This window comes from Vibrio sp. V03_P4A6T147 (assembly GCF_002241085.1).
Classification (GTDB): Bacteria; Pseudomonadota; Gammaproteobacteria; order Enterobacterales; family Vibrionaceae; genus Vibrio; species Vibrio anguillarum.
Genome location: NZ_NDIO01000322.1, coordinates 1 through 3,118 on the forward strand (window position 1 = coordinate 1; position 3,118 = coordinate 3,118).

A 3,118-nucleotide genomic window follows, 5' to 3' on the forward strand; every position below is an offset into this window, starting at 1 on the left:
AAAGGAATTACTCCTTAGATACAAATTCCAGAGGTGGTACGGGTGTTACTCGTATCACTCCGGCAGCAAGCGAAGGTGTCATTGACACCCGTGGTATAGTCCCCCCGGCTATACCACGATCTTTTTTTTCTACTCATCTCATCTTTACCGCAACACAATCACCGACCCAGCCTGTTTATTGAGTAAGTGCTATTTCCAAAATAAATTGATATTACGACTTTGAGTATTAATGAGTGTATCTACGCAAGCATAGACAAATATGCGCAGCTAACACCGCAGCCAATCTAATCAAGAAGGGAGATACAGCTTGATTGCAGGCCGGCGGAAAGTGAGTTCATCTCCACACACCTGAATAAGCTTTGTGATTAGGGTGACTGAATGTCGCTAACATCGCTGCAGCTTCAAGTGGGAAAGTTATCACTATTTATCAGGGGCGGTATTACTCGTTATCATCAACAAATTGGGTTGGCGATAAACCGAAGTGATGTTTAAATCTTTGGCTGAAATAAGACGGATCATTAAACCCACAATCAAAAGCGACTTGGGCGACTTTTCCTCCTGCGAGCAAATATTGGCACGCTTTCTCTAAGCGGATCTCATTTAGATACTCTTTGAATGTTTTATTGGTGATCGCTTTAAAACGACGCTGCAAACTACGCTCCGATACGAAGAGTGATTTGGCCGCACTAGAGGTACTAAATTCAGGATCTGAATAGTAATTGTGTACCAATTTTTCTACTTTTTTAAGCCACTCTTTTTCCGTTACATCAATAAACTTGTCCTCTGAATGCTCCTCTACGACGATCATTTCAGGTGCATCACTCACAAGCTCAACTGATGGCCAAGAAAGCTCAACTAAATTTCGTTCTGGCGATGAAAAAATATGTATTTCCCCACCACTGCGCTGTACTAACAGTTGCATCTCCTCTAGTTCAAAACCAGAGATACGCTTATCGCTATTGATGGATTGCACCTGATCGCCACAGTCAATCATCACAATAAACAGTCTTTTCTCCCTTTCATAACAATGAATTTGTAGCTCTTGATTTCTGTAAAGACGTTTTACCGCATCAGACAGTAGCGTATTGAAAATGATGTCTAGGTTAAAATGGGCAGATTCAATATAAGCTTGTTTAAGCTCATTGTTCACCGCCAACGAAATATTCGCTTTCGCGAACTCTTCACGCCATCCGTCCACACAAGAGTTCAAGATTATCGATAGGTCGTAGAGCAACTGAGTCGCTGTTTTATCATTTCTTACGTTACGAAGTAACGCCAGTTCACGTTTTACTTTTAAAGCTAAAGACTCAAGTCGCGCGAGTTGATGGAGTTGGGAGCGATAAATCAGCTGATTTAATGTAGGAGTAATAGAATCTAACATCTGTTCAACAACGATATGGCGAATTTGTAATTGCTTGCGCAACTGCTGGTTATTAGTCAAAACAATTTTGCTTTGATGCCGTAGTTGATCCGTTTTCAAGGCCACCTGAGCTTTTAACTTTCGGTTTACTTTGGTAACCCAACGAGAACGCCACCATGAAGCAAAAGCAATAAGGCCTATAGAAAGGCAAAGGTAAAGAACAATAGCCCATGAAGACCAATACCACGGGTTATCCACAATAAATGATAGACTGTTTATCATACTGTTTTGCGGATTTGGACTGTAATTTCTCACCAGCAAACGATAGTGTCCAGGTAACAGGTGATCAAGTGTCAACTGAGCGCTTTCTAATCTCTGCCACTCCTTATCCCCTGCAATACGATACTCCAATGATAAGGCTCTCGATTCTGGCAATGCACCAAATAAAAAGCTTATCGAACTTCCATATTCCAATTCTAGTGTCTGAAAACGACCACGACCGAACATGACAGGAATGTGATCGACATTCACTTGGCTAAAGATAATATTGGTATTAGGAGGGGTAGCAACCGTGAGTTCAGAGGACCATGCTGTCACTAAGCCAAAACGGGAACCTAGCAGCAACTGCTGTTGGTTATTGATAATACTTGATTCGCAAACTCCACTTTTAAATTCATTATTCATCAATCCGTGTGGATCACCAAAATGCTTTACCATCTCACCCATAGGATTGTAGAGCGAGATTCCTTGTGAGGAAGTCAGCCAAATACCGTTGCCCGTTTCAGTTAAACATTTGGGGCTAATATTCTCTTCAACCATATCAATAGATCGAATATCACTACGATCATGTGCCAAAACAAAGACGCCATAAGCACTAGCAAACCAAACATCACCCTTGCTACTCTCAAATATATCAATGCTTTGTCCATAATGACTAGTCGCTCGAAGAAAAACAATTTTGCCTTTGTCAAAAAGATAAACACCATGGTCAGTGCCGATAAATACCCCTCGCCGAGTTGACTTAAGTTTTATTATTTTTGCAGGCAAAAATGCATCAACAAACCATTCAGAACCGAAATCGGTTAGCGAGTTATCGGCCAACTGATATGACCACAAATGGTTACCTGTTGCTCCCCACAACAGTCCTTCATGATCAAATTCAAGATGTTTAGTATCATTCGAACGCAGCTTCAGAGGTAAAACGCTCGTTTCTATCATCTTTTTTGTCTGCAAGTGATAAATAACGATGCCTGTATGTGTAGCTATCCATAGAGAATGATCATCTATTTGAGCGACATCATGCACTTCTCCTGGGAAAATAAGTTTAGGCTCTTGCCAATTTTCAGCATCGACTTGGTATAACCCTTGTCGAGTTAAAAACAAATACCCTTTATTATCTGACCTTGTCACAATTTTTGTTATGGGATTATTGTTGAGCGGTGCAATGGAATGGCGCTTAAATTTTTGTCCAAACAGAGAAAAGTAACGAATACCTTTATCCGTCGCGATCCAAATCCCACCTTGTAAGTCATTGACCAATGAATAAATTTTATTGCCTGGCAACCCATTATTGTCTTGGTCATTACTTTCTAACTTGACGGTTTTACCTGTCAAAAACGAATGAACAAATAATCCATCTTCAGTACCAATCCAATATTCTTGATCTGTCTCAGCAACAGATAATACATGGGAATCTCCAACCAACTTTTGTTGGCGCTTTGGGTCCTCGACATCAATAATCAGCCCACCATTGAGCAT

General features: G+C 40.7%; 1 protein-coding gene. It reads right to left on the reverse strand.

What is annotated here, in order from left to right:
• Window positions 1–439: 439 nt before the first annotated feature.
• Window positions 440–3,118 (reverse strand): AraC family transcriptional regulator (locus tag B9J84_RS12505; protein WP_094124268.1); only part of this gene is annotated, 2,679 nt, incomplete at its 5' end.